This is a genomic window from Sphingoaurantiacus capsulatus (assembly GCF_042648405.1).
In the GTDB taxonomy this organism is placed as follows: domain Bacteria; phylum Pseudomonadota; class Alphaproteobacteria; order Sphingomonadales; family Sphingomonadaceae; genus Sphingoaurantiacus; species Sphingoaurantiacus capsulatus.
The window spans coordinates 76,115-96,992 of the sequence record NZ_JBHRXV010000001.1 but is presented as its reverse complement, the minus strand read 5'-3'; the positions used below and the strand labels follow the sequence as shown (position 1 = coordinate 96,992).

The window sequence follows — 20,878 nt, the reverse complement described above, 5'->3', positions numbered from 1 at the left end:
GTGGGCAAGGAACCGCTGCGCCGATGGCATGTTCCGCCGCGTCGCTGCGCCTGACGGTTAAGGCAGGGCGAGGCTCGCCAGTTCGCGCGCGGAAATGCCGTAGGTGTCGCAGAGATGGTCGCGGAGGCGCTTCTTCGCCCTCGCCATCTCGGCATAGGCAGCATCCTCGGCCGGCTCGGCGTCGAGGTTGATCTCGAGGTGGTTGGGCACCAGCGCTTCCCAGGTGACGCGATGCACCGCAGCGGCATCGCGCACCGCCTGCACCAGCGTGCGGGCCTCTTTCATCGTCGGGTCAACCATAAGCGCAGAACGCGGCGATTGCCGGATCGGGCGCAGGATTTGCGACGGATCGTGGCATACGGGAGCGGCGTCGCCGCCGCCCCCGTACCGCCGATCAGCGCCCGCCGAAGCGCAAGGTCGCGCTCAGACCGTAGAAGCGCGGCTCCCCGGCGATGAAGGTCGGCATGCCGAGGCCGTCGCCGGTGTTGCCGGCGTCCTTGATGTAGTTGGTGTCGAAGAGGTTATCGACGAACGCCTCGACCCGCCACATGCCGCCTTCGGGCTCATAGCCGAGGCGCGCGTTGACGAGGCCGAAGCCCTTCTGCCGCTCGTCCTGCACATTGTCGGCGACCAGCGCGGCGGGCGGCTGCTGCAGGTCCGGACGGTCGTTGTCGTCGTCGAAGAACACTTCGGACTGGTGCGTCCAGGTCGGGCGGAAGCTCACTTCGCCCGCCCCCACCGGCACCCGGAAATCGACGCCGAACGACAGGCTGTGGTCGGGCGACAGGCGGAAGCGGTTGCCGTTGCGCGCGCCGGTTTTGAAGCGGCTGTGGTTGTAGGCGTAGGTCGCGAACAGGTCGACATTCTCGCCCGCCGCCCAGCGCGCCTGACCCTCGAAGCCGTAAGCTTCGGCTTCGCCGGCGTTGGTGGTGACGAAGATCACGCCCTGCTGCTCGGTCGTCTGGAAATTGTCGTACTGGTAGAAGAACAGCGCGCCGTCGAGGAACAGCGTGCGGTCAGCGAGCGCCGCCTTGGCGCCGACCTCGAAGCTGTCGACCGTCTCGGCATCGAGCGTCGAGAAGCGGGCCGCGCCGAACGGGGCGGACGGCGCCGAGGCGGTCAGCACTTCCGGCCGGCGGCCGCGCGCATAGGTGGCATAGAGGCTGGCGTCGTCATTCACCTCGTAGCGGCCGGTCAGGCGCCAGGTGAAGCCGCTGTCCTTGTGCTCGTCGCTGACGACGGTGCCGTTGCCGATCGTCGGCTGCGCGGCGAGGCCGAACAGCGGCACCGGATAGGCGGCCGAGGTCGGGATGTTCGCCGCGCCCGGGGCGGCGAGCGCGGTGAGCAGCGCGGTGCGCGTCGCCGCCGGCTGCCCGAGCGCGCCGATGAAGCCGCCGAGGATCGAGCGGCTGGCGACCGACGAGGCGATCGACGAGCGCTTGTCGTCATGGCTGTAGCGAAGCCCTGCGCCGATCTCGAACTGGTCGGACACGCGCACCGTCACATCGCCGAACAGGTCGAACGCCTTGGTGCGGCTGAAATTGGTGGTGCTCTCCAGATGCGCTGGCTTCAGGTTCGCGGCGATCGCCTGCGCCAGCGGCGCGGCCAGCGCGACGCCGCTCGCAGCGGCCACGCCCTGCAGCATAGCGCCGGTGAAGGCGGTGCTGTTGAACGCGGCGGCGGGCGCCGGGTCGGTCGCCGGGCGGCCGGGGATCGGGCCGTTGAGCAGGCCGGTGAGGCGGCTGAGCAGCACGCGTTCGTCGAACTGCGCCGGGGTGCGCTGCGACCCGTCCTCATGGAAATAGCTGGCGCCGACGAACCAGGTCACCGCGCCGCCGTCGTCGAACTGCAGGCGGAATTCCTGGCTGGTCTGCTCGCCGCGCGCGTCCTCGGCGGCGGTGAGCGCCGGCAGCGAGATGCCGTCGGCGTCGAACACCTCCAGCGAGTCGAACTCGCGATAGGCGCTGATCGAGGCGAGGGTGAAAGCGTCGCCCAACTTCAGGTCGACGAGGCCGGTGACGCCCCAGACGTCGCGGTCGAGACCCAGCGCCTTGCCGCCCTCGAAGCCGGCGCCCGGCGCCAGCGCCGCACCCTGCCACGGGTCGCGGCCGCCGAGCACGGTGCCGGTGGCCGGATCGGTCGGGCTGAAGCTGCGCGACTTGAACGAGGTGCCCGACGGCTCGTCATGCTGGTAGTTGGCGATGACGTCGACGGTCAGCATCTCGGTCGGCGCGGCGTGGAAGGACGCGCGCACCGCCTGCGTGTCGGTCGAGTTGAAATCCTCGCCGCCGAGCAGGTTCTCGACATAGCCGTCGCGCTGCTTCACGCGGCCGGCGATGCGGAAGGCGGCGGTGTCGGACAGCGGCGCGTTCGCCATGCCCTCCAGCATCCACGCGCCCTGATTGCCGAACGACGATCGGATCTGCCCTTCCGCCACGCGCGGATCGGCCTTGTTCTGGATCAGGTTCACCGCCCCGATCAGCGCGCCGCGGCCATAGAGCGTCGACTGCGGGCCCTTCGCCACCTCGACCCGCTCGAGGTCGAACAGTTCGACATAGGAGCCGCGCGACTTGGAAATCGAGACGCCGTCCTGGAAGACCGACACGCGCGGCTCGTTATAGGCGGTGCCGGAATCGGAGGTGATGCCGCGCATCACGAAGCCGGGGTTGTTGGGCGACTGGTTCTGCACCTCGAAGCCGGGGACGAACGCCGACAGCTCGTCGAATTCCTGCACGCCGAGGCTGTCGAGGAACTCGCCCGAATAGGCGGTCAGCGCGATCGGCACATCGATCGGGTTCTGCGCGCGCAGCTGCGCGGTGACGACGATTTCGTCGGCGGCGACCTCGGCGTCGGCGGTGGTAACGGGGGCTTCCTGCGCGGCGGCGGGCAGGGCGGCGACCAGCGCGATCAGGCTGACGGCGGCGCGCGACGGACGAAACGACTTCATGTGAAAACCCCCGCGGGATGGATAGTGCGAGCCGGGGGATTAGGCGGTGGTCGTGACGGGGGTGTGACGGCCTAGGTTGTCACTAATTTGGCTTAACACCATCATCAGCGTCGATAGCAAAGCGGCGGCAAGCTTCGATCATAAGTCGCACTTCAGCGCTTGCTGTAGGGCAATCGGCAAGCAGCTTGGTCACGTCGTTTGCGCACAGATGCATGCGACCACTGGCTAGCGCGAGCAGGAACTCATAGGCGGCCTCGCCACGATCCTTATCAGACGCCTCGACGATCCGCCGAACGATGCGCTGCATCTCGCGACTAGCAGCAGGGTCGGCGGCGTAGTTGAGTTCGCATGGGCGGGCAGCGCGCAGAAGGCTCGCTTGAATTACGCCATCATTGAAGCGGCCGAAGTTACCAGGCGCAAGCAAAGTCTGCTGAAACCAATTATCTCGCAGCGCCGCGCGCACTCCTGGCTTTTCAGCGCTCGCGCGAAGGAATTGTAATACGGAGGCGATCGTGAAGAAGACGTCTGCCTGCGAGGATTTGTCGGCGAGCCCATCCGGCCAAAACACGAACCCTTGTTGAAGTTTCAAAGGGTGTGCTGCGCGGCTTGCCACGAACAGATCATCAATCAACGGGGCGGCAGCTGAACCAAGCCGCTCGATTCGTCCCATTACGATCGGTCGCAACTCCTCGGGTATAAGGCTATCAAAGGCGGGATCGGACAGTAGGCGGCGTTCGGCTTCCCATGCGTGGTCCTCTGTTGAGGAGGGCAAGACAAGTTGCTCAACCGCGTAAAATTCGTGAGGGATTGGCGCATCAACCTGCGCTAGCGTTCGCGATAGTGCGTTACGGCGGTCTTCGCCGGTCGACTTCGATAGACCTACAAGATAGATGAGCGGAGCCTTCGGAACGATGTTGCGCAGGTCGCGGCTAACATCTTGTAGGCTCCGACCGCTTTCCACGACGGCAGCGACGATCATGAGAGGTGTCGAGGTCCCGTGCGGCAATTGATCTAGCTCATTATATGCAATGACCTTTGGTGCGCCCCCTGGAACTGCCGCGACTTTATCCGCGAGTGGCCGTGAGCGGTCGTCCAAATAGATGACGAAACTTAGTTGTGCCGGTGTTATCCGGCTTAACACATAAGCTAACCGAGACCCGAATTGCTTGGCGCCGAGGAGAGCTATCGGGTCAATGTAGAACTGCCTTGGCTGTATGCCCTGAGGCGTCCCGAGGCCTACAGAAAAGATATGCTCGCCAGCGAGCCTTCCCATTAGCTCCGTCAAATCGGGCTGCTTATAAGATTTCTGAATAAGAAGCGGTTCTGGTCGCGGCCCTGGGATGTCGAACTGGTCGCCTAGCAATGGCAAGGCTGCCGAGCCAGCGCGGCACATGCGACAGTCGCCCTCACGCTCGCCACTGGGTTCATGCTGGTAGCCCTGAGGGTTGGCTCTGCTGTCTTTGCTTAGGTCGCACACGATCCTTAAGGCTCCCGGTGCGCCTAGGAACAGCAGGTAGACAACCCGATCTTTGTCGAAGCCGAAAGCATCAATAAATCGACGAGCCATGCCCCCGCTTGATGAGGCCGAAATCAAGACAATCGCCTCGGGGCCAATGCTAAATTGGTAACTTTCTAAACCTCGGTACGATCCGAAATTATCTGCCAGCAAAGGTTGGCGATCGGGCGCCAGCGAAGCACGCTGTTCGTTAATCGCAGCAACCACAGCGTAGAGGGAGGGAGTATCAATGTATGCCACCCGGACCTCTGCCGGTATAAAAGGAAGGGTGCAGAAGGCGAGGAATGCAATCTCAGTCCCCCTCACCAAGATATTTGAAAGCCGAATGAAACGTTCGGTGTGCCTTTTTGATGGATTCTCGAAATGATAGCTCGGTGTAGATTCAACAAAGCCGCCGTGCTTGCGAAATATTGCTGTTAGCAGTGGGCGCTTGACGTCCTCAAGCCGCAGCGCTGAAGGATCGCCTTCGGCTAGCACGCGAATGCGATTTGTCTCTGCACCATCAGCGTCGTATCCAATAAGTGTAATGACGCATCTGCCGCAGAAGCGGCCTTCAATGGTTTGAAGAGTGGGAGATGTAGCGAAGGCCTTTTTTGTTTCCTCGAATACGGCTTGACGAACAAGCACAATTAGATCGTCGGGGACGAGGCGTGAATCGACTTCCTCTTCGATGAGGGCGGCAAGGCCTTGTTCGTCGAGTTCTTGCGTTGCCAAGAAAGCGAACAGCACATCATGTCGCCTAGATGCTTCTTCCACATCTAGTCGCTGAGCGAACCAGCGGTTCATTCTACTGGATCCAGCGGTAGAATGATGGTCAGAAGAGAGCCGGTGACAGGCGGCGCAGCTTGATACCCCGCCGGTACCCATGACTCAAAGGCGGGAGATACTTCGTTGCCGCCGGTTGATAGATCTGCGTGAAGTGACAATCGCCCAGTGCGTAGGCGTAGGAAGCCTCGATGACGACGTAAAAGCCGAATGACTAGGGGCAAGCCCTCGCCGAACCCCGCGCGACGTTTGGAGGTGCGACCTCTTAAGAAACAGTCGCTAACAATGGCGCGCTCCTCCTCGATACTTAGCTCGCTAATCGGTTTTCCCGAAGCAGCTTGGGCAAAACCTGGGCCAGAGTCGAAGATGGAGAGTTCGATGAACTGAAGCCATCGCGAGTTCCCATCAGGACGCATCCGTTCGCAATAGCGCTGTAGAGGCTCATAGCCTTCGGTAATTTGCGGTAGAAATTCGGCGCGAGGCTCGTAGCGCCTCGCGTGGATGCCACGTACCGATCGAGTGAGAACATTGCCTGCTAAGTCACGCCGAGCGTGATCCGCCGTGTTGCGGAAAGTCTCGAAGAGGATGCCGCCTAACGCCTCCGTGAGATCGCTCGGAAGATCGCGCAGCCGCGCGGCGGGCACAATTGCCTGGAGCACTATACGCGTTACCGCCATAAATTCGTGGCGGTCGCGCGGCTGCAGTGCTCCCGGCCTATAGAGAAGGAACGGCGCGCCTCGATTAAGGTGATCAAAGCACAGCAGGTCGAAATCGGGTCCACGCATGGCATTTCGTGGGCGGACGCCTTGCAAAACCTCAAGCCTTTGTAGCGCTGCCGACCTTAGAGACGGCATGAGATCGGTTTTCGTCTTGTTGTCGTAAGCGGCGCTAGAGATGAGAACTGCAATGATTCCATGCAAATATGATACAAATTCTTCTACTTGCTGAGGCTTTCCGGCAGTGAGGTAAGTGCGCAGAGTAGGTAAATTCTGCTGTTGCGCCCAGCTAATGAGCAACTGGACCGCTGCCGCGCCACCGCCTGCTGCGGCGTGGGCGATATCCTTCGGAATCTGCAGAGAGAAATTGGGAGGCTGGTTAGCAAGGTCGCGCAGTTGCGCCTCAACGGCAGCAATTGTAGTGCGACTTACTAGCTTCACGCAGCATCTCCCTGAATAGCGCCGCAATGCTGCGGCCCGAGCCCAACATCACAGGAGCACGCTACGACGGCATTCCATACGAGCTTGTAATAGAACCTTCCAGATGCCGCTCGCTGGGTTCTGGCGGCTACCGTGTGCGGCACAACATGATAGGTCACTTGGTCGCCGCTTTGGTGGGGACGATTGAAACGCACGGTTGACGAAAGCCGAACTGCTCGGACAGTCTAAAACTTGCCATGCGCCACCTCCTCCTCACCGCCCTCGCCCTAACCGCGCTCTCCACCACCTCCACCCACGCCCAGGACGTAAACCCCCACATCAACTACGCCGGCGAGGGCGGCGCACGGGTCACCACCGGCGGTATCGATTTCTGGCAGGGTGGGGAGCCGCCGCGGAAGTATCGGGTGTTGGGGACGATCGTCGATCGGCGCGGAGCCGGGCGGTTCGCGGGGACGGCGATCGGCAGCAAGGGGGTGGCGAAGCAGGTTCGGGCACTCGGCGGCGATGCCGTGCTGGTGGTGAGCCAGTTGCCCGCCGGCGACGAGATCGCGACGACGATGACGGTGGTGAAATACGTCAACTAGGGGCGGCGCTCGCGCCTGACGGCTCTCGGCGCCGGCCGCCCGCGCAACGCCCGCTGCTTGCCCTTTGCGAAGATACGCATCCTTAGCCCGCCGGTAACCTTGGCGCGTAGGCTTTCGTTATCGCCTCGCCGCTAATCTCCGGCGCACCGGTTGCGGTGTGGAGGGGTGTATGCGGACGGTTGATGTGGCGATGCTGGCGGCGGCGTGCGGGTTGTTGCCGGGCTGTGCGACGGTGGTGCGGGGCACCCATCAGGACGTGTCGATCGTCTCCGAGCCGCCGGCGGCGCTCGCGAAGCTGTCGAACGGGATGAGCTGCACCACGCCGTGCAAGCTCGAGCTTCACCGGAAGAAGAGCGTGGACGTCACGATCAGCAAGCCGGGCTATCATCCGGCCGAGGCGGAGATCGTCAGCAAGGTGCGCGGCAGCGACTATGTGCTCGGCATCGGCGGCAATTTCCTGATCGGTGGGCTGGTCGGCGCGGTGGTCGACGGGGCGAACGGCGCCAGCCGGTCGCTGGAACCGAGCCCGCTGCACGTCGAGTTGCGCCGCTGGGGCGAGCCGGCGCCGCAAGCGACCGGCGCAGCGAAGAAGGCTACGCCCGCGCGGCAGATCGTGGCGTCGGCGACGGTGGCCGGCGCCGCCCCCGCCGCCGCGCCCGCCCCCGCCGTCGGCACGCCGCCTTGCGAGGGGATGCCGGGCGTTCCCGCCGGCCTTTCCTCCTATGCGATCGACAATGGCCGCGGCGGCTTCATGTTCATCTGCGACGACCCGAGCACGCGCCCGGCGTCGCGCCGCCGATAGACCGGTGCCGCGGCCTTAAAGCCCCATCAGCGCCAGAACCTCGCGCCGGCTCTTCTCGTCCTCGCGGAACACGCCCATCATCCGGCTGGTGGTCATCGTCACGCCGGGCGTGTTGACGCCGCGGGCGCTCATGCAGGCGTGGCTCGCCTCGATCACCACCGCGACGCCGACCGGGTGAAGTTGCGTCCAGATGCAGTCGGCGACTTCCGCGGTCAGCCGTTCCTGCACCTGCAGGCGGCGGGCGTAGCCGTGGAGGACGCGGGCCAGCTTCGAGATGCCGACCACGCGATCCTTGGGCAGATAGGCGATGTGCGCCTTGCCGATGATCGGCGCCATGTGATGCTCGCAGTGCGACTGGAAGGGGATGTCGCGCAGCAGCACGATCTCGTCATAGCCGCCGACCTCTTCAAAGGTGCGCGACAGGTGGACGCCGGGATCCTCCTGATAGCCCTTGTAATATTCGAGGAAGGCGCGGGCGACGCGGCCCGGCGTGTCGAGCAGGCCTTCGCGGTCGGGGTCGTCGCCGGCCCAGCGGATCAGCTCCTTTACCGCATCAATCACCGGCGGCGGCACGTTAGCGTCGCGGTTCTGCGCCTCGACGAGGTCGCCGCATTCGTGGTCGTGCCCGGGAGCGCTGTGATCGTGGCCGGCCATCGTCTTCCTTCCCCAGTCCTGTCCGGGCACGCCTATTCGGGCGCCGCCCAATGCTTGGCGGATTCGAGCTCCGCATAGCGTGGTTTCATCGTCCGCGACCAGTCCGCGTCGATGCGGGCCAGCGCCTGATCCAACTCCGCAACGTCCAGTCCGGCTCCCTTCGCCAGCCGCAAGGTGCCGCGCACCTGCGTCAGCGTGTGGAGGCTGGCGCCGTCGAAGCGGTCGGTCGGTCCCGCCGCGATCGGCAGCGCCTTCGTCCATGCCGCCCAGCCTTTCGGGTCGGTGAAGGGCGGGGTGCCGACCGGTGCGACGGGCAGGCTCGATCCCCGCAAATCCTCCGACCGGTCGATGCCGCGCGCGCCGCCGATGTACAGTACCCGTATGGTGAGGTGCCGCGCCGCGGTGGCGAACCAGCGGCGCACGCGGGCGTCGCCGGCGCGGCTCCACAGGTAGAGCGGTTCCTTGCCGTACTGCGGCAGCATGAAGGCGGAGCTGCCGCGCAAGCTGAGTTCGCCGCCGCCGTCGGCGCGTTTCCAGCGCCCGGGGTAGGGGTTGGACAGCGGCAGGCCGGCGAGGTTGCGCACCCAGGCGTCGGACGGCCCGGCAGCGGCGGTCGCCATCGGCCGGTACCAGCGGGTGTCGAGGTCGGCGATCAAATCCTCGGCCATCTTCGCGGTGCGCGCCGGCCGCCAGATCACGCTGCCCTTCGCCGAGGCGGTGCGGGTGGAGACATCGCGCGCCTTCCACGCCGCGGAGAGCATATTGTAGGCGCCGCGCTCCTGCTCGTCGAAGGCGTGGTAGCGCGTGTCGCCGCGCTTGCGGCGGTACTCGTACCAGCTCGCCAGCGCGTAAGCGGCCTGCCGCTGCACGACGAGGCCGGCGACAGGGTCCTCGGTGGCGATCCAGTGGACGAAGCCGGTGTTTTCGAGGTGCGAGACATCGCGGCTCCAGCGCTCGGCGGGGATGACGCTGTCGACGTCGGGGCGCACCCGGCCCCCGGCGTTGGCGATCTCCCACGGCCGGTCGCCGGCTTGTGGGAACTGCGGGTCGACGCTGACATGGTTGGCGGCGCTCCACACCGCGCCCTGCGGCTGCGAAAGGCTGTACCAGCTATGCGCCGCGATCTGGTCCCACGTCCGCGCAATGTCCTCGTCGTGCAGCGCCGCATCGATCACCCGCGCGTCGACATCGTGGAGGAAGCCGCGCGACGACGGATATTCGCCGCCCTGTCCCGAGGTGACGCCGACGAAATTCCTGTTCGAGCTTTCGCCGCCGAGCGACGCGGGATCATAGGCGGCGAGGTCGCGCGGATCACGCATCAGCCCGGCGCGCGCCATCGGCTTGAACGACGCCTCGCGGCGATAGGCGGGAATACGCCCTTCCTTCACCGCGGCGCGCAGCCAGCCGGCGTTGGGCGTCACCGGCTCGCGGTTCTGCGCGATGCGGCAGGCGCCTTGCGCCACCTGAAGATTCCAGCGGTAGGTCTCGCCCTTGTGGCGAACGGTGGTGTCGACCGGCGTCAGGTCCAGCGCCGCGTCGTCGCCCGCCTCATGCGTGAAGGCGCGCTTGCAGACCATGACGCGCACGAACGCCGGCGCCTCGTCGAGCGTCCACAGATAGCGCGAGAGGTCGCCGTCGCGCCCGGCATCTAGCAGCCGCCAGTGACCGGAGCGGGTGACCAGCGTGTCGATGACCGGCGCACGGGCGCTGTCCGCGTCCATCGTCGCGGCGCTCGCCGGCGCACTGAACAGGAAAAACGCCGCCGCGAGTAACCGGCGGCCGCGCATCAGTCGAACAGGCTCGACACCGAGCTTTCGTCGGCGATGCGGCGGATCGCTTCGCCGAGCAACGGCGCGATGGTGAGGAAGCGCAGCTTCTTCGCGCCCTTGGCGGCTTCCGGCGCGATGATCGAATCGGTGACCACCAGCTCGGTCAGCGCCGAGCCTTCGACGCGGGCCACCGCGCCGCCCGACAGCACGCCGTGGCTGACATAGGCGACGACGCCGGTGGCGCCCGCCTGCATCAGCGCAGCGGCGGCATTGCACAGCGTGCCCGCCGAATCGACGATGTCGTCGTGGAGGACGCAGAAATGGCCCGCCACGTCGCCGATGATGTTCATCACCTCCGACTCGCCGGCGCGCTCGCGGCGCTTGTCGACGATGGCCAGCGGCACGTTGTTGAGGCGCTTCGACAGCGCGCGGGCGCGCACCACGCCGCCGACGTCGGGCGACACCACCATCAGATTCTCGAGCGGGAAGCGCGCCTGGATGTCGGCGGCCATCACCGGGGCGGCGTAGAGATTGTCGGTCGGGATGTCGAAGAAGCCCTGGATCTGCCCGGCGTGCAGGTCGACCGACAGCACGCGGTCGGCGCCCGCCGTGGTGATCAAATTGGCGACCAGCTTCGCCGAAATCGGCGTGCGCGGGCCGGGCTTCCGGTCCTGCCGGGCATAGCCGAAATAGGGAACGACCGCGGTGATCCGCTTCGCCGACGCGCGCTTCAGCGCGTCCATGCAGATCAGCAGCTCCATGAGGTTGTCGTTGGCGGGTCCCGAGGTCGACTGGATGACGAACACGTCCTCGCCGCGGACATTCTCGTGGATTTCGACGAAGATTTCCTCGTCCGCGAACCGGCGCACGGCGGCGTCGGTCAGCGGCATTTCGAGATAGGCGGCGATGTCGCGTGCCAGCGGCAAATTGCTGTTGCCTGCCATGATCTTCATCGCGCGCCGCTCTTTCGCTGGAAATGCCCGCCGCTCACTAGCGGCGGGTAGGGGGAGAGCGCAAGCGGCGTTGGGGCGCATTGTCACAATGGCTAAATCGTCATCCCCGCGAAGGCGGGGACCCAGCCCTTTGAAAAGCACTGCCCGCTACCGCGGGCGCCTTTTGCTTGTGGACTGGGTCCCCGCCTTCGCGGGGATGACGATGAGCGTTAGGTCAGCGCCGCCGCCGCGAAGCACACCGCGACGATCAGCGGAATGCCCAGCAGATCCAGCCAGAACCCCGTCTTGATGAAGTCCGCGACCTTCGGATAGCCCGTCGCCAGCGCCAGCGCGTTGGGCGCCGACCCCGCGGGCATCATGAACCCCCAGCTCGCCGCGCACGCCGCCGGGAAGGCGAGCAGCGCCGGGTCGATGCCGAGCACCAGCACGAGGCCGGCGATCACCGGCATGAAGCCGGTCGCGGTGGCGACGTTCGAGGCGAACTCGGTGACGATCACCACCAGGCCGGTCAGGATCAGCGCGATCGCCCACACCGGCAGCGAGCCGACGCCGCGCAACTGCTCGCCCATCCAGGTGGAAAGCCCGGTGCCGGTGATCGCCTCGGCCAGCGCGAGGCCGCCGCCGTACATCAGGATGACGCCCCACGGCGCGCGCACCGTGTCGCCCCAGTCGAGCAGCCGCCCGCCCTTGCCGTCGCTCACCATCAGCACCAACAGCCCGGCCGCCACCGCGATCATGCCGTCGTCGATGGGTGGAATACCGAAGGGTTCACGCAGGAAGGGGAAGGCGACCCAGCAGAAGACGGTGACGGCAAGGATCGGCAGCAACCGCAGCTCGCCGACGCCCCACGCCCCCGGCGCGCCGATCCCGGCCAGCACTTGCGCGCGGTCGAGCGGCGTCGTCGGCACGTTGAGCACCCGCGCGATGATGAACCACGCCAGCGGAATGGCGATCAGCACCAGCGGCGTGCCGAACGCGGCCCAGGTGACGAAGTCGATCTCGATGCCGCTGGTCTTCTCGATCAGCCCGGCAGCGATGGCATTGGTCGGCGACCCGACGATGGTGGCGAGCCCGCCGATCGACGCCGCATAGGCGACGCCCAGCACCAGCGCGGCGGTGAACGGCCGCTGCGCCCCTTGCGCCTCTTCCTCGGGCACAACCGCGCGGATCAGGGCAAGGGCGATCGGCAGCATGACGACGGCGGTCGCGGTGTTCGACACGAAGGCGCTGACCAGCGCTGTCGCGACCATATAGGCGAACAGCAGCGCGCGCGGCGAGGTGCCGCCGCGCTTGACGATGCCGAGCGCGATGCGCCGGTGCAGCCCGACCCTTTCGATCGACAGCGCGATCAGCGAGCCGCCGAGCACCAGGAAGATGACCGGCGAATAATAGTCCGACGCCACGTCCGCCGCCGACCCGGCGCCGAGCAGCGGGAACAGCAGGAAGGGTAAGAGCGCGGTGGCCGGCAGCGGCAGCGCCTCGGTCATCCACCAGGTGCCGACGAGCAGCGCCACGGCGGCGACCCGCCAGCCCTCGAGCGACAGGCCTTCGGGCGCGGGCAGCACCATCATCAGCGCGAACAGCGCCAGCCCCAGCCAGAATCCGATGCGCGGCGCCATATGTGCTGCCTCCCCGCGCCCAGACTAGCGGCGGGCCGGAGGGCGGGGAAGGGCGGCATTGGTCGACCGGCACCGCCGATCCGTCGTATGGCAGGATGACCGGCGCGGGCGGCGCATGCTGTGGCGGCGGGAAGGAGATTCGCATGGACTTTCATCTCTGGCTCGCCTTCGCCGCCGCCTGCCTCGTCATGGGGCTCATCCCCGGCCCCGGCGTTGCCAGCATCATCGGCTTCGCGTTCAGCTCGGGGCGGCGCGTGGCGCTGATCTCGGTGGCCGGGATGGCGGTGGGCAACCTCATCGCGATCAGCGTGTCGCTGGCTGGCGCCGGCGTCATCCTCGCCTCGTCGGTGATGGCGTTCGCGATTCTGAAGTGGACCGGCGCGGCCTATCTGATCGCCATCGGCCTCATCGCCATCGTGAAGAGCGGCGGCGCGGTCGACGAGGCGGCGCCGGGGAAAGCCATCGGCGCGCGGGCGGCGTTCATGACCAGCGTCATGGTCGGCACCTTCCATCCGAAGACCGTGCTGTTCTTCGTCGCCTTCGCCACCCAGTTCATCCGGCCGGACCAGCCCTATTTCGGTCAGGCGGTGATCCTTGCGCTCACCTGCACGGTGATCGTCGGCTGCACCGACACGCTCTACGCACTGACCGCGGCCCGAGCCTCGGGCCTGATCCGCGGGCCGCGCGTTCGCCGCTGGACGCAGCGGGCCGGCGGCGGGGTGCTGGTGGCGGCGGGCGTCGCCACCGCGGCAATGCGCCGCTGATCGATCGGGCCTTGACCCTGTAGCGGCTACAGGGTGCATCAGCCGCGGCGTCCCAATGTGATGCCGAGGAACTCGATGTTTCGCCGACGCCTGTTGCTTGCCGCCGCCCTGCTCTCTGCCCCGACCTACGCGCAGGAGACGCCCGAGGCGGAAGGCGAGGAAGAAGCCGAGGAGATCGTCGTTCAGGCGACGCGTTCCGGCCGGCGGGTGCACGACGAGCCGATCCGCGTCGAGGTGCTGAACCGCGAGGAGATCGAAGAGAAAATCCTCATGCGGCCCGGCAACATCGCGATGCTGCTGAGCGAGACCGGCGGGGTGCGATTGCAGACCACTTCGCCCGCGCTCGGCGCCGCCAACATCCGCGTGCTCGGCATGAAGGGGCGCTACACGCAGCTGCTCGCCGACGGGTTGCCGCTCTATGGTGGGCAGGCGTCGTCGCTGGGGCTGCTGCAGATCGCGCCGACCGATCTCGGCCAGGTCGAGGTCATCAAGGGTGCGGCGTCGGCGCTCTATGGCCCCTCGGCGCTCGGCGGCGTGGTCAACCTCGTCGCGCGGCGGCCGGGCGACGAACTGCAGGTCGAAACGCTCGCCAATCTGACGAGCCGTGGCGGGCAGGATTTGACGCTGTACAGCGCGACGCCGATCGGCGGTGGCTGGGGCGCGTCGGTGGTCGGCGGCTATCACCGGCAGGACCGCCAAGACCTCGACGACGACGGCTGGCTCGACATGGCGGGCTTCGAGCGCTGGACGGCGCGGCCGCGGCTGTTCTGGGAGGGCGACGACGGCGCGACCGCCTTCATCACCGTCGGCGCGATGACCGAGGAACGGGTCGGCGGCACCAAGGCCGGCCGCACCGTCCCCGACGGCCGCCCGTTCGTGCAGGCGCAGGACAGCGACCGCTTCGATGCCGGCCTCGTCGCCAGCTACCCGATCGGCGGCGCGACTCTGCACATCCGCGCGGCGGGCATGCTGCAGGATCATCGCCACCAGTTCGGCGACGTCGTCGAGAATGACGAGCACGACACCGCCTTCGCCGAAGCCTCGGTGTCGACCGGTGAAGAGGGAACCTCGCTGCTCGCCGGCTTCGCGGTGCAGACCGACGGCTACCGCTCGAAGGCGTTCCCGGCGTTCGACTATCGCTACACGGTCCCGGCGATCTTCGCGCAGGCGGAGCACGACCTGAGCGAGGTGGTGACGCTCGCCGGCAGCGCCCGGCTCGACGATCACAGCGAATATGGCACCAAGTTCAGCCCGCGCGTCTCGCTGCTCTACCGGCCCGAGCGCTGGACAGTGCGCGCCTCGGTGGGCAGCGGCTTCTATGCACCGACGCCCTTCGTCGAGGAGATCGAGGCGGCCGGCCTGTCGCGACTGGCACCGCTCGCCGGGCTGAAGGCGGAGACGGCGGAATCGGCGTCGATCGACGTCGGCTACCGCACCGGGCCGATCGAGGCGAACGTCACGCTGTTCGGATCGCACATGCATGACGCCGTGCGGCTCGAGGATGTCGGCCCCGCGCGCGTGCAGCTGGTGAACTTCGGCACCACCCGCACCTATGGCACCGAGCTGATGCTGCGCTACCGCTGGAACGGCTTCACCCTGACCGGCAGCTACGTTCACCTGCGCTCGACCGAGCCCGATGCGGCGGGCGGGCGGCGCACCGTGCCGCTGACCCCGCGCAACACGGCGGGCTTCGTCGCGATGTGGGAGGAGCATGGCAAGGGCCGTGTCGGCTTCGAGGCCTACTACACCGGCCGCCAGCAGCTCGATAACAACCCGTTCCGCACCGAGAGCAAACCCTATGTTGAAATGGGTCTGCTCGGCGAAATCGTGGTCGGCAACGTCCGGCTGTTCGTCAATGCCGAGAACATCTTGAACGTCCGCCAGACCAAATACGACCCGCTGATCCGCCCGGTGCGCGCCACCGACGGCAACTGGACGGTCGACGGCTGGGCGCCGGCGGAAGGTTTCACGGTAAACGGCGGACTGCGCTTCAGCTTCGGCGGACAGCACTAGGCGAGGGTTCGCGCGAGCGGCTAAAAAGGCGGCGATGACCTCGTCCCTCGACCGTCTCGCGCAGCGCCTCGCCCCCGGCCAGCAGCTTGGCTGGCACAGCCATGACGCGCCCTATGCGGCGATCGTGCTGTCGGGCGGCTATGCCGAGGCGGGGGATGGCGGGCGGCGCAAGGTCGAGGCGGGTCAGGTGGTGGTCCATTCGCCTTTCTCGGCGCACGGCGACCGGATCGGCGCGCGCGGCGCGGTGGTGGTCAACATCACGCTGCCCGTGGGCCTGTCGCTGCGGCTGGCGTCGGGCGTGGTCGACGATCCGGAAGAGGTAGTGCGCGCGGCAGCCGATGATCCGGCGGCACTCGCGGCGTTGGTGCGGGCCGAGACGGCCCCGCACGACGATGATCTTCCCGACCGGCTGGCGGCGGCACTGGGTGCATCACAGGAATTGGGGCTCGCCGATTGGGCAGCAATGCAAGGCGTCTCCGCCCGCTCGGTGACCCGCGCCTTCGCCGCCGCCTTCGGCATCGCCCCGGCGCATTATCGCTGGCGGGTGCGGGCGCGCGGGGCGTGGCGCGCCATCGTCACCGGCGACGAGCCGCTGGCGGGCATCGCGCACGACTGGGGCTTCGCCGACCAGCCGCATATGACCCGCGCGGTGCGCACCCTCACCGGTCAGTCGCCGATGACGTGGCGGCGTAGCCTGTCCGATTAGTTCAAGACGGCGCCGCCGGGCCTGGGCGAGAGGAGCGGCATGAACCGGACTTTCCTCCTCCTCGCCGCCGTGCTGCTCACCGCCGCGCCCGCCACTGCCGCCACCCTCGAGGACGCGCGCGCTGCCTACGGGCTGTTCGACGTCAACCGCGCCGAGACGCTGTACCGCGAGGTCGCCGCCGATCCCAAGGCTTCGGCGAAGGACCGCGCCGCCGCCAGCCGGGAACTGGCGCGTATCGCCTGGCTCGCCGATGCCGATGCGACCAAGGCCGCCGCCATTCTCGCCGCCAGCCTCCCCGGCGACCCCGATCCATGCCCGGCGGCGCAACTTCGCCTGCGCATCCTCAACGAACTGTCACCGACCGCGCCGCTCCCGGCGGATGCCGCCGCGCTCGCCGATAAATGCGTCGCCACCGATCCGGGCGTGGCGCTGGAAGGTGTGCGTCGGTTCCAGCTTTCGGCGATGCAGGCGCCCGACCGAGTGCGGGTGGCGAAGGACGGGCTGGCGAACCTCGCCGCGCTGCCCGAGGACGCGCGGCTGACGACGCAGGGCACCGCGCTGCAACTGGCGCTCGGCCTGCTAGCCGGCGATGCGAGCGCGGCGATTGCCGGTTGGCGCGACTGGTTCTGGTTGAAGGCCGGGGAGGGTGCGCCTTCCGCGATCGGGTTCGATCCCGCGAAGGTCACCGCCACTTTTACGCGCGGCCTCGCCGCTACCTCTGACCCGGTGGCGGCGTTCGACCTGGCCGACCTGCTGGTCCGCGCCGGCTTTTACCGCGACGCGCGCGGCTATGCGGAACGGCAGGGGCTGGCGAAAGTCGGTGGCCCGCGCTGGCAGCGTCTCGCCGTCTATTTCGACTTCCGCGACGCGATCGACCGCGAAATCCTCGCGCACGACCGCCTCTACGCCCGCAAGGGCGCGACCGAGGAGGAGGCCTACGAAAAGCGCCTGACCGCCATCGTCGAAGGGGCAGCCGCGAAGATCGACCCCAAGGGCAAGCCGATGGAGGTGCTCGGCGCGGCCTTCGGCCTGTTCGGAACCGAGCCGGGGCGCACCAACGGCGTCGCCGGCATCCACCTCGGCCATGTCATCGTCGACGAAAAGCAGCATACGGCGCAGGACGGGCGCGAGGGCGACATCCGCTTCATCCTGCTCGACAACATGGTCCACAACAGCTTCTCGGGCTGGCTGCAGGACGGCGGCGGCCAGCCGGGCGGCTGGGCGGTCGACGGCGCGACCATCGTGCAGGTCCGCCAGCCCTATCGCACCGGCATCGACACCTGGACGCGCGCCGTTGTCCCCGGCCCGGCGCGCGAAAAGCTGCTGGCGGAGATCGAGACGCAGCGCCCGACCGACCGCGTGATCGCGGTGGCGGCGGGGAAGGAGGCGGCGTTCCTCCCCGGCGTGCGCAACCGGCTGCGGCTCGCCGGATTGGACGGGCTGGCGGCGCAGGTGCGCGGACGGCTGAAGCCCGGCGAGGATTTCGCCGGTGCCTTCCGGGGCGCCTATTGGGACACGATGGTCGCCTACAGCATCACCGCGCACGAAGGGCGGCATGTCCTCGATCAAGCGAGCTACACCGGCGACTGCACGCTCGGGAACGCCGAGCTCGAATATCGCGCCAAGCTGTCCGAAATCCGCTTTGCCACCTCGCCGCGCCTCGCCTTCGCGTCGATCTTCAGCCCGCTACTCGGCGGCACCAGTGGCCACGGCATCGCCAATAAGCGGCTGATCGAGGAGATCGTCGCGTGGATGGCGGTGAACCGTGGCGCGGTGGCCGCCTATGATCCGGCGCAGACCGCGCTCGAACAGCTCGACCGGCTGACCGATGCGCAGCTGGTCGCGATCACCACCGCGCTCGATCGCGCGGCGATCACCGGGCCGCCGTGCCCGGCGCGCTAGGCGGCTTCGACGCGGTGTAGCTGCCGCCGACCGAATAGAGACCGTCGAAGCCGCCGCGCAGCTTCGGGTCGAGCGTGATGCCGCGCGGCACCACCGGTTCGCGCGGCGGCATGTCATAGGCCTTGCAGCCGCCGCTCGCGTCGCCGGTCGGGGAGGCGCAGCCCCAGAATTGCCCGCCCGGGCGCATGAAGCTCAGCGACACCGTCTCAGCCGCCGGCAACCGCCCCGCGGCGGCAAGGAACGGCGGCTTCGCCGAGGTGAATCCCTCCTTGTCGGCGTGGCCCGCGCCGGTCAGCGCGACGACGATGGCATCGGGCTGCTTCGCGCGTGCCGCCGACAGCGCCACCGCCATCGCCGCCTCGCGCTCGGGCGAGGTGCCCGTCGGCGTCGGCGCGGTATCGAAGGCGATGAGCTTTACGGTGCGCGCCTTGCCGAGCCGCCGCACGCTTTCCAGCATGTCGAGGATCGCGGCGGTGGTGCGGCCGCCCGGCTCGCGCCACGCGGGGGCGGCGAGGAGCGAGGAGCGGGCGGCCGTGCCGCCGTCCGACGCCATGAAGGCATCGAGGGCGGACTGGCTGTCGGGGGTGAACTCCACCCCGAAAATCACGGGACGGCCGGTGATGGCGGCGGCGCAGGCGACATCGGCCGCCACCGCCGGCATCTCGACGGTGCCGTGATATTCGCCGACCAGGACATAGTTGGTGGCGGGGGTCAGCACCGGCCCGATACCGGGCAGGGACGGGCAGGCCGCGGCAGCGGCGAGCAGGGCAAGCATCATGGTTTTTTTCCTCAGTCTTGCTGGCGAAGGGTGAGCGACAGGCGGACGCCGCGCCGGTTGACGCGGTCGAGAAGCTCGGAGCGGCTGGCCACCCACTGCTTGCTGTCGAAGATGTTGAGCACGCGCAGCCGCAGCGAGGCAGCGGCGTCGCCGATCCTGAAGGCGTAGAGCCCGCCGACATCGAGCACCGTCCACGGCGGCGTTTCGAGGTTACCGGTCGACCGCGCGCGGCGGGCGCCCCAGTGGACCATGTTGGCGTCGAGCGAAAGGCCGTCGAGCCCGGTCGTCCAGGTCGCGCCGACGGTGCCATGATAGCTCGACACGCCCGGCACCCGCTTCGAAATCAGCCCGAGGTCCACACGCTCGCCCGAGCGTTCGGCGTCGAGCACCGCGGCACCCGCGACGATGCGCAGCTCAGGCACCGGCCGCCCGGCGACTGACAGCTCGACGCCGCGGTGGCGCAGGTCGCCCGACAGGCCGTAGCGGCCCGCCGCGTCGAACACCGCCGCCGGTTTCTCGATCGAGAAGGCGGAGGTGATGACGGTGACCGCATCGGTCGGCCGCCAGCGCAGCCCCACCTCGCGCTGCTCGGCGACGATCGCCGGCAGCACCTCGTCGCGGTTGACGGCGTTGGCGGGTGCGACGCCGGTATCCTCCAGCCCGCGCGTGATCGAGGCAAAGCCGGTCCAGCGGTCGGCGAAGGCGGCGACGGCGGACAGGTCGTACAGCCACGGCTCCTCCTCGGTCGAGGTGGCTGCCGTGCCGGGCCGCTGGAAGTCGCGTTCGTAGAAGGCGCGCTGCACGCCACCCTTCAGGCGGAGGTCGCCGAAGTTCGCCTCATAGCCGACGCCGGCGGTGACCTGCTGCGCGGTGTCGCGGGTGCGCGGGCCGTCGGGCACCACGGGCTGAAGGGTGTCGGGGAGGCCGACATCCTGGTCGAACTCGGCGACGCGCACCGACACGCCCTGGCCGAAGCGGTTGCGGCTGGAGCGCAGGCGAACCTCGCCGAATATCCGGTGCCCCGGCGTATGCCGCCAGCTGGCGCCCGCCGACAGCGCGATGGCGTCGGCGTCGCGCGCCGGGTTGCTGGTGATCGTCGCGCTGCCGCGCCCGGTCGCGTCCATCGACAGCAAAGCGAAGTCCGCCTTGTCGAGATCGAGCCGCGAATAGACCGCCGATCCGCGCAACATCAGGTCGTCGCTCGCCTCATAGCTGCCGATCAGACCGGCGTTGAGGTCGGTGCCGTCATGGTCGCCCCATTTCGGCACATAGCGGTTGGGCTGCTTCTGCTTGCCCGGCAGCACGTCGCCGCTGACGCTGTTGCCGTAGGTGCCGTCGAGATCGAAGACGTTGAGCGCGCCGAACGCCAGCAGCCGCGCCCGCTCGCCGCGCCATTCGCCGACGGTGCCGAACCGATAGCTGTCGTTGGTGTTTCCCGCCGAGCTGTTGAAGAAGCTCGCCTGCGCGCCGACCAGCAGGCCCGCCTGTGCGCCAAGCTTGATCGAGGTCATGCCCTCGACGAACGGGCTGTTGTATTCGCGAAGTGCCAGTTCGGCCGACGATCCCTGCCAGTCGAGCGGCGAGCGCGGGCGATATTCGACGACGCCGGTCGGCGCCGGGAAGTCGAAGTCGAGCGCGTTGAAGCCGACGCGGATGGTCACGCCCGCCAGCACCGGGTCGACCAAATTGGCGGCGCGCACATAATAGGCGCCACCGAAGCGATAGTTGCCCGCGTCCTGCAGGCTCATGCCGCGCACCTGGCCTTCCGAATAGAGGCCGATCGTCTCGATGCCGACGCGCACGCCGAAGGCATCGTTTGCCTGTTCGACGGCGCGGGTGGTCTGCGCCGTCGCGGCGCTCCAGAAGGGCGCGATCAGCGCGAGGCTGGCGGTTGCCAGGCGAAAGGTGGAAAGGGGGCGTGCCAAGGCCGGGGTCCTGCTTGTTTTCGA

At 67.7% G+C, this 20,878-nt stretch carries 16 protein-coding genes; 6 read left to right on the top strand and 10 right to left on the bottom strand.

Annotated elements, in window-relative coordinates:
- Nucleotides 1-57: 57 nt before the first annotated feature.
- The 4 genes from ACFOMD_RS00470 to ACFOMD_RS00455 form a co-directional block, all read right to left on the bottom strand.
- Nucleotides 58-285, bottom strand: a complete 228-nt coding sequence (locus ACFOMD_RS00470; RefSeq protein ID WP_380855134.1) for a hypothetical protein — start codon at nucleotides 283-285, stop codon at nucleotides 58-60.
- Between the two features lie 109 nt (nucleotides 286-394).
- A complete protein-coding gene (locus ACFOMD_RS00465) occupies nucleotides 395-2,947 on the bottom strand; it encodes a TonB-dependent receptor (protein ID WP_380855131.1) in 2,553 nt (850 codons plus the stop codon).
- A gap of 82 nt (nucleotides 2,948-3,029) precedes the next feature.
- The gene (locus tag ACFOMD_RS00460) at nucleotides 3,030-5,249 is read right to left on the bottom strand and encodes a hypothetical protein (protein ID WP_380855128.1); all 2,220 of its coding nucleotides are present in this window, start codon (nucleotides 5,247-5,249) and stop codon (nucleotides 3,030-3,032) included.
- Entirely contained in the window at nucleotides 5,246-6,385 is a 1,140-nt protein-coding gene (locus ACFOMD_RS00455; protein WP_380855125.1) for a hypothetical protein, read from the bottom strand. Before ACFOMD_RS00455 ends, ACFOMD_RS00460 begins: the two co-directional genes overlap by 4 nt.
- 236 nt (nucleotides 6,386-6,621) lie before the next feature.
- On the opposite strand from ACFOMD_RS00455, the gene ACFOMD_RS00450 reads away from it, so the two are divergent.
- Nucleotides 6,622-6,969 carry a hypothetical protein gene (locus tag ACFOMD_RS00450; protein ID WP_380855122.1) on the top strand — a complete coding sequence of 116 codons (348 nt, stop codon included), beginning with the start codon at nucleotides 6,622-6,624 and terminating at the stop codon, nucleotides 6,967-6,969.
- A gap of 169 nt (nucleotides 6,970-7,138) precedes the next feature.
- Entirely contained in the window at nucleotides 7,139-7,771 is a 633-nt protein-coding gene (locus ACFOMD_RS00445) for a hypothetical protein (protein ID WP_380855119.1), read from the top strand.
- Between the two features lie 15 nt (nucleotides 7,772-7,786).
- Here ACFOMD_RS00445 and folE read toward each other — a convergent pair whose 3' ends face one another.
- From folE to ACFOMD_RS00425, 4 genes are all read right to left on the bottom strand, one after another.
- On the bottom strand, nucleotides 7,787-8,425 hold the full coding sequence (gene folE / locus ACFOMD_RS00440; RefSeq protein WP_380855116.1) for a GTP cyclohydrolase I FolE: 639 nt from the start codon (nucleotides 8,423-8,425) through the stop codon (nucleotides 7,787-7,789).
- 32 nt (nucleotides 8,426-8,457) lie between these two features.
- Nucleotides 8,458-10,146 carry a hypothetical protein gene (locus tag ACFOMD_RS00435; protein ID WP_380855113.1) on the bottom strand — a complete coding sequence of 563 codons (1,689 nt, stop codon included), beginning with the start codon at nucleotides 10,144-10,146 and terminating at the stop codon, nucleotides 8,458-8,460.
- 65 nt (nucleotides 10,147-10,211) lie between these two features.
- A complete protein-coding gene (locus ACFOMD_RS00430; RefSeq protein ID WP_380855110.1) occupies nucleotides 10,212-11,147 on the bottom strand; it encodes a ribose-phosphate pyrophosphokinase in 936 nt (311 codons plus the stop codon).
- 209 nt (nucleotides 11,148-11,356) lie between these two features.
- On the bottom strand, nucleotides 11,357-12,766 hold the full coding sequence (locus ACFOMD_RS00425; protein ID WP_380855107.1) for an SLC13 family permease: 1,410 nt from the start codon (nucleotides 12,764-12,766) through the stop codon (nucleotides 11,357-11,359).
- Nucleotides 12,767-12,909: 143 nt separating this feature from the next.
- Here ACFOMD_RS00425 and ACFOMD_RS00420 point away from each other — a divergent pair, with 143 nt between their 5' ends.
- From ACFOMD_RS00420 to ACFOMD_RS00405, 4 genes are all read left to right on the top strand, one after another.
- Complete coding sequence (locus ACFOMD_RS00420; RefSeq protein ID WP_380855104.1) at nucleotides 12,910-13,530, top strand: LysE family translocator; 621 nt, start codon at nucleotides 12,910-12,912, stop codon at nucleotides 13,528-13,530.
- Nucleotides 13,531-13,605: 75 nt separating this feature from the next.
- A complete protein-coding gene (locus ACFOMD_RS00415) occupies nucleotides 13,606-15,543 on the top strand; it encodes a TonB-dependent receptor plug domain-containing protein (protein WP_380855101.1) in 1,938 nt (645 codons plus the stop codon).
- Between the two features lie 34 nt (nucleotides 15,544-15,577).
- On the top strand, nucleotides 15,578-16,249 hold the full coding sequence (locus ACFOMD_RS00410; RefSeq protein ID WP_380855098.1) for a helix-turn-helix domain-containing protein: 672 nt from the start codon (nucleotides 15,578-15,580) through the stop codon (nucleotides 16,247-16,249).
- A gap of 39 nt (nucleotides 16,250-16,288) precedes the next feature.
- Complete coding sequence (locus tag ACFOMD_RS00405; RefSeq protein WP_380855095.1) at nucleotides 16,289-18,151, top strand: hypothetical protein; 1,863 nt, start codon at nucleotides 16,289-16,291, stop codon at nucleotides 18,149-18,151.
- Here ACFOMD_RS00405 and ACFOMD_RS00400 read toward each other — a convergent pair.
- Together ACFOMD_RS00400 and ACFOMD_RS00395 are read right to left on the bottom strand one after the other, a co-directional pair.
- Nucleotides 18,123-18,929, bottom strand: coding sequence for a hypothetical protein (locus ACFOMD_RS00400; protein ID WP_380855092.1), 807 nt, complete (start codon nucleotides 18,927-18,929; stop codon nucleotides 18,123-18,125). The two genes, ACFOMD_RS00405 and ACFOMD_RS00400, sit on opposite strands and share 29 nt — an antisense overlap.
- Before the next feature lie 11 nt (nucleotides 18,930-18,940).
- The gene (locus tag ACFOMD_RS00395; protein WP_380855089.1) at nucleotides 18,941-20,854 is read right to left on the bottom strand and encodes a hypothetical protein; all 1,914 of its coding nucleotides are present in this window, start codon (nucleotides 20,852-20,854) and stop codon (nucleotides 18,941-18,943) included.
- Nucleotides 20,855-20,878 lie beyond the last annotated feature (24 nt).

Coding starts and splice junctions, on each gene's coding strand:
- ACFOMD_RS00470 (WP_380855134.1), bottom strand. CDS start 285: ATGAAAGAGGCCCGCACGCTGGTGCAGGCGGTGCGCGATGCCGCTGCG.
- ACFOMD_RS00465 (WP_380855131.1), bottom strand. CDS start 2,947: ATGAAGTCGTTTCGTCCGTCGCGCGCCGCCGTCAGCCTGATCGCGCTG.
- ACFOMD_RS00460 (WP_380855128.1), bottom strand. CDS start 5,249: ATGAACCGCTGGTTCGCTCAGCGACTAGATGTGGAAGAAGCATCTAGG.
- ACFOMD_RS00450 (WP_380855122.1), top strand. CDS start 6,622: ATGCGCCACCTCCTCCTCACCGCCCTCGCCCTAACCGCGCTCTCCACC.
- ACFOMD_RS00445 (WP_380855119.1), top strand. CDS start 7,139: ATGCGGACGGTTGATGTGGCGATGCTGGCGGCGGCGTGCGGGTTGTTG.
- folE (WP_380855116.1), bottom strand. CDS start 8,425: ATGGCCGGCCACGATCACAGCGCTCCCGGGCACGACCACGAATGCGGC.
- ACFOMD_RS00435 (WP_380855113.1), bottom strand. CDS start 10,146: ATGGACGCGGACAGCGCCCGTGCGCCGGTCATCGACACGCTGGTCACC.
- ACFOMD_RS00430 (WP_380855110.1), bottom strand. CDS start 11,147: ATGAAGATCATGGCAGGCAACAGCAATTTGCCGCTGGCACGCGACATC.
- ACFOMD_RS00425 (WP_380855107.1), bottom strand. CDS start 12,766: ATGGCGCCGCGCATCGGATTCTGGCTGGGGCTGGCGCTGTTCGCGCTG.
- ACFOMD_RS00420 (WP_380855104.1), top strand. CDS start 12,910: ATGGACTTTCATCTCTGGCTCGCCTTCGCCGCCGCCTGCCTCGTCATG.
- ACFOMD_RS00415 (WP_380855101.1), top strand. CDS start 13,606: ATGTTTCGCCGACGCCTGTTGCTTGCCGCCGCCCTGCTCTCTGCCCCG.
- ACFOMD_RS00410 (WP_380855098.1), top strand. CDS start 15,578: ATGACCTCGTCCCTCGACCGTCTCGCGCAGCGCCTCGCCCCCGGCCAG.
- ACFOMD_RS00405 (WP_380855095.1), top strand. CDS start 16,289: ATGAACCGGACTTTCCTCCTCCTCGCCGCCGTGCTGCTCACCGCCGCG.
- ACFOMD_RS00400 (WP_380855092.1), bottom strand. CDS start 18,929: ATGATGCTTGCCCTGCTCGCCGCTGCCGCGGCCTGCCCGTCCCTGCCC.